This is a genomic window from Agromyces sp. P1_H4, assembly GCF_056405255.1.
In genome coordinates, this window is the sequence record NZ_JBFUCL010000275.1 from 1 (window position 1) to 5,146 (window position 5,146).

5 protein-coding genes and 1 pseudogene are annotated in these 5,146 nt (G+C 71.1%); 2 read left to right on the top strand and 4 right to left on the bottom strand.

Annotated elements, in window-relative coordinates:
- The 4 genes and pseudogenes from AC1DY2_RS15000 to AC1DY2_RS15015 all read right to left on the bottom strand — a co-directional run.
- A pseudogene (locus tag AC1DY2_RS15000) lies at window positions 1-224 on the bottom strand (Type 1 glutamine amidotransferase-like domain-containing protein); the annotation flags it as partial.
- Window positions 221-745, bottom strand: a complete 525-nt coding sequence (locus tag AC1DY2_RS15005; RefSeq protein WP_476763154.1) for a phosphoribosyltransferase — start codon at window positions 743-745, stop codon at window positions 221-223. The pseudogene AC1DY2_RS15000 and the gene AC1DY2_RS15005, both read right to left, overlap by 4 nt.
- A 9-nt stretch (window positions 746-754) precedes the next feature.
- On the bottom strand, window positions 755-1,549 hold the full coding sequence (locus AC1DY2_RS15010) for a potassium channel family protein (protein WP_476763155.1): 795 nt from the start codon (window positions 1,547-1,549) through the stop codon (window positions 755-757).
- Window positions 1,546-2,334 (bottom strand): SDR family NAD(P)-dependent oxidoreductase, encoded by a 789-nt coding sequence (locus AC1DY2_RS15015; RefSeq protein WP_476763156.1) that lies wholly within the window; start codon window positions 2,332-2,334, stop codon window positions 1,546-1,548. The genes AC1DY2_RS15010 and AC1DY2_RS15015 overlap by 4 nt, the downstream gene beginning before the upstream one ends.
- A gap of 104 nt (window positions 2,335-2,438) precedes the next feature.
- On the opposite strand from AC1DY2_RS15015, the gene AC1DY2_RS15020 reads away from it, so the two are divergent.
- Complete coding sequence (locus tag AC1DY2_RS15020; RefSeq protein WP_476763157.1) at window positions 2,439-3,641, top strand: acyltransferase family protein; 1,203 nt, start codon at window positions 2,439-2,441, stop codon at window positions 3,639-3,641.
- A gap of 116 nt (window positions 3,642-3,757) precedes the next feature.
- Window positions 3,758-5,083 (top strand): bifunctional o-acetylhomoserine/o-acetylserine sulfhydrylase, encoded by a 1,326-nt coding sequence (locus AC1DY2_RS15025; protein ID WP_476763158.1) that lies wholly within the window; start codon window positions 3,758-3,760, stop codon window positions 5,081-5,083.
- Window positions 5,084-5,146: the final 63 nt, after the last annotated feature.

Sequence of the window (5,146 nt, forward strand, 5' to 3'; positions counted from 1 at the left end):
GCGGTGAGGTGCGCGTCGATCTCATCACCGCCGGCGGCCGCGGCCAGCAGGTCGGCGAGCGCCGCCGCCTTCTCCTCGGCCTCGGGGTGCAGTGAGATCACGGCGATGCGGGGCCGCGCCCGACCGGCGGCCTGCGCCCGCAGGGCGGCCTCGGCGACGAACGGCGCGTGCAGCGGGGCATCCGCCGTCGTGGTCGCGGCCCCGCCGATGAGGTGGACGCTCACGCGGCATCCTCCCCCGCGGTGACCGGAGGCAGGGCCGACCACGGGAAGATGATCCAGTCGTCGGTGCGCCGGTAGTCGAAGTCGGGCACGAGCACCGTGTGGGACTTGGTGTAGAGCGTCGCGGTGCGCACCTCGGCACCCTCGTCGCGGATGATCGCCACCACCTTGGCGAGCGTGCGGCCGGAGTCGGAGACGTCGTCGACGAGCAGCACCCGCTTGCCGCCGAGGGCCGGGGCGTCGAGCATCGGCGGGTGCAGCACCGGCTCGGGCAGGCGTTCGTCGATGCCCGAGTAGAACTCCACGTTGATGGAGCCGCACGCCTTGGTGCCGAGGGCGTACGAGATCGCACCGGCGAGCAGCAGCCCCCCGCGGGCGATGGCGATCACGACGTCGGGGGTGAACCCCGATCGCAGCACGTCGCCGGCGAGCGATCGAGCCGCCTCGCCGAACGCGTCCCAGGTGAGGATCTCGCGGCGGATCCCGTCGACGCCGGTGCCTGCGTCGTTCGCATCGAAGGTCATCCGAACAGGCTACCCGGCGGCGCCCGTGGGTCGCTCGGGGGCGGCGGGCTCCTCGGGCGGCAGCGAGTGTGTGGCAGCCGGATCGGGCTGCTCGCCGGTGGACAGCGACGGCGGCGCGAGCCCCRCACCCGTGTGCCGCAGCCCGGCGACCCGCTCGTTGAGGTAGGAGATGATCGTCGCCGACGCCGTGCCCACGATCGCGATGCCGCCGGCCATCAGCAGCACCGCGTAGAAGCGGCCCAGCGCGGTGACCGGGTAGGTGTCGCCGTAGCCGACCGTCGCGATCGTCACGAGCGCCCACCAGATGGCGTCGCCGAACGTCGTAATGTTCGCGCCGGGCGCGTCGCGTTCGGCCTCCAGCGTCGCGAGCGCGAGGAAGAAGACCCAGGCCGTCGCGTAGGCGAGCGCGAGGATGATGAACTGCGCCCGGACCGCACTGGGAGTGTGCCGCTTCAGCAGGGGCAGGTCCTGCAGGAGGCCGACGACGCGGAGCGCCCGGAACACCGGCAGGATCGCCGAGAGCACCTCGAGCGGGTGATGCCACGCGTAGTGCCACCGCCGGCCGCGCGGCGTGAGTACGATCCGGATCACCACGTCGACGATGAAGAGGATCCACGTGGCGATGAGGATGACGAAGATGACGGTCGTCACCGTCTGCGGCCGATCGGGCCACAGCACGTACACCGTGTAGGTGAACACGAACAGCACGCCGAGCAGCGCGAGGCTGCGACCGGTGGCGTCGACGTAGCGGCGTCGCCGGCTGGTGGCCTCGTCGCCCTCGGGAGTCCCGCGGAGGGTCGTCACCGTGCGGCCTCGGGCTTGACCGCGAGCTCGCCCTTGGCGAAGCGGTGCGGCGCGGCCTGGGCCACGGGCTTGACGACGATGAGGTCGAGGTCGACGTGGCGGGGCTTCTGCACGGCGTCGAGGATGACGGCGGCGATGTCGTCGGCCAGGAGCGGCTCGGGCACGTCGTCGTACACCGCGTCGGCGCGCTCGCGGTCGCCCCCGAAGCGCACGAGCGCGAACTCCTCGGTCTTCACCATGCCCGGCGCGACCTCGACCACTCGGAGCGGCTCGCCGTTCAGCTCCAGCCGCAGCACCTCCGTGAGCGCGTGCGCCGCGAACTTGGCGGCGTTGTAGCCGCCGCCGCCCACGTATGCGGTGTGCCCCGCGATCGAGGTGACGTTCACCACGTCGGCCACGCCGCGCTCGACCGCGCCGCGGCGCAGCAACGGGAGCAGCGCGCTCGTGACCCGCTTGAGCGCCAGCACGTTGACCTCGAACATCCACGCCCAGTCGTCGATCGAGGACGCCTCCACCGAGTCGAGGCCCTTCGCGCCGCCCGCGTTGTTCACGAGCGCGTGCACCGGGCCGGTGGCCTCGAGGTGGTCGCGCAGGGCGTCGACGTCGCGTTGGTCGGTGAGGTCGGCCACGAACACGGATGCCCCGGTCGCGTCGGCGAGCGCACGCAGGCRCTCCTCGCGGCGGGCGACGCCCACCACGTCCCACCCGGCGGCCCGGAAGGCGCGCACGGTGGCCTCGCCGATCCCCGAACTCGCCCCGGTCACGACCGCTCGCAGCACTCCCATGCGCCTTATTCTGCACTGCGGCCGGTCCGATCCGGCACAGCACCGGCAGGACGCGTGGAGCCGCCGCCGCGGCATCCGTCGAACCGGTGCGGTTGAATGGGTCGATGCAGACGAGGCCGCACCCGACGACCCCGACGAAGCGCCGGCGGGTCCCGCTGTGGGACAACGCCCGGTGGATCGCGATCACGCTCGTGGTGATCGGCCACGGCATCCTCCCGCTCATCGCGGAGGACGACATCGCGTACAGCGTCTACCTGTTCATCTACTCGTTCCACGTGGCCGTCTTCGTCACGGTGAGCGGCTACTTCGCGAAGTCGGGGCCGCCCACTGCGAGGTCGCTGCGACAGATCCTCACCGACATCGTCTTCCCCTACTTCATCTTCGAGACCATCTGGTCGGTCGTGAAGTGGGCGCTCGGCGGCGAGTTCAGCCTCGACTACACGACCGCGTCGTGGACGCTGTGGTTCCTCATCGCCCTGGCGATCTGGCGGATCGTGCTGCCCTACCTCGTGCTGCTGCGCTACCCCCTGCTCATCGCCGTCGCGATCTCGATCGGGGCGGGGTACACCGAGACGATCGACTCGACGCTGGCGATCTCGCGCACGCTCGGCATGCTGCCGTTCTTCGTGTTCGGGTGGAAGCTGCGCCAGTGGCAGCTCACCGGCAGGTGGCTCGACCTGCCGTCACGGGTGGCGTGGCGCTGGCGTGCCGGCGCGATCGCCCTCTTCGCCGGCGTCCTCCTGCTGATGCCGTTCGCGATCGAGACGTGGCGCGACCTGAAGCTCCGGCGCTTCATGCTCTACGACGAGGCGTACGTGGCGATCGGCTACGACGACCCGTGGTCGGGCGCGATCCGGCTGGTGCTGCTGCTCTCCGCGATGCTGCTCGCCGTGGCGTTCCTCGTGCTGATGCCGCGCGGGTCGCGCTGGTTCACGGGCTTCGGCACGGCCACGATGTACATCTACCTGCTGCACACGTTCATCCTCTTCCCGTTCCGGGAGACGCCGCTCCTGCACGGACGCCAGCCGTTCTGGGTGCTGCCCGCCATGATCCTGTTCTGCATCGGCATCTCGGTGGTGCTGTCGCTGAAGCCGGTGCGGCGGGTGTTCCGGCCGCTCGTGGAGCCGCGGGCGAGGTGGCTGTTCCGCGCCGAGCCCGCGACCGCGACGGGCACGCTCGTGCTGCCGCCCGGTGCGATGCCCCCGGCCCCGTCCGTCGCGCAGGAATCGCCCCCTCCCGCAGCGCCGCCGGCCGAGTCGGCCGGACCCGAGGATCCGCCGCGGACTGGCCCGACTCCCCAGGCGTGACGCGGGCCGCCGCCCGATGACGCCGTGTGTCGGCATCCGTTGCCGCCCTCTCGGCGCGGACGTAACGTGGCTCGCGGTTGCGGCGGGTCCGCACACCCGACCGAGAAGGAGACCTCATGGCAGAGCATGCCGCCGACTGGCGCTTCGAGACGAAGCAGGTGCACTCAGGCGCAGCCCCCGACCCGGTGACCCACGCCAGGGCCACCCCGATCTACCAGACCACGTCGTACGTGTTCGACAACGCCCAGCACGCGCAGAACCTCTTCGCGCTGGCCGAGTTCGGCAACATCTACACGCGCATCATGAACCCCACGCAGGCCGTCGTCGAGGAGCGCATCGCCGCGCTCGAGGGGGGCACCGGCGCCCTGCTCGTCGCCTCGGGCCAGGCCGCCGAGACGTTCGCGGTGCTGAACATCGCCCAGGCGGGCGACCACATCGTCTCGTCGTCGTCGATCTACGGCGGCACGTACAACCTCTTCAAGTACACGCTCGCCAAGCTCGGCATCGAGACCACGTTCGTCGAGAACCAGGACGACGCCGACGAGTGGCGCCGCGCGGTGCGCCCGAACACCAAGCTCTTCTTCGCCGAGACCATCGGCAACCCGAAGATCAACGTCCTCGACATCGAGCTCGTGGCCGGCGTCGCGCACGACGCGGGGATCCCGCTCATCGTCGACAACACGATCGCCACGCCGTACCTGATCCGCCCGTTCGAGCACGGCGCCGACATCGTGATCCACTCGGCGACGAAGTTCCTCGGCGGCCACGGCACCGTCATCGGCGGCGCCATCGTCGACGGCGGCACGTTCGAGTGGTCGAAGAACGTCGAGAAGTTCCCCGGCCTGACCGAGCCCGACCCGTCGTACCACGGCGCGAGCTACACGGCCGCGGTCGGCGACGGCCTCGCGTACGTCATCAAGGCGCGGGTGCAGCTGCTCCGCGACCTCGGCGCGGCGATCGCCCCGAACAACGCGTGGCTGCTGATCCAGGGCATCGAGACGCTGTCGCTGCGCATCGAGCGTCACGTGCAGAACGCGCAGGAGATCGCGGAGTGGCTCGACAACCACCCCGACGTGGCGAGCGTGAACTACTCGGGCCTGCCCTCGAGCCCGTGGTACGCCGCGGCGAACAAGTACGCGCCCAAGGGCGTCGGCGCGGTGCTCTCGTTCGAGCTGAAGGGCGGCGTCGACGCGGGTMGCGCGCTCGTCGACAACCTGCAGCTCTTCAGCCACCTCGCCAACATCGGCGACGTGCGCTCGCTCGTCATCCACCCGGCGTCCACCACGCACTCGCAGCTCACGCCCGAGCAGCAGCTCACGACCGGCGTCACGCCGGGCCTCGTGCGCCTCTCGGTGGGCATCGAGAACATCGACGACCTCAAGGCCGACCTCGAGGCCGGCCTGGCCGCGGCGCGCGCCGCCACGGAGGCCGCCCGGGTCTGACCCCGGCCGACACGAACGAGGGATGCCGCGGGCCGCACGTGCCCGCGGCATCCGTCGTTCCAC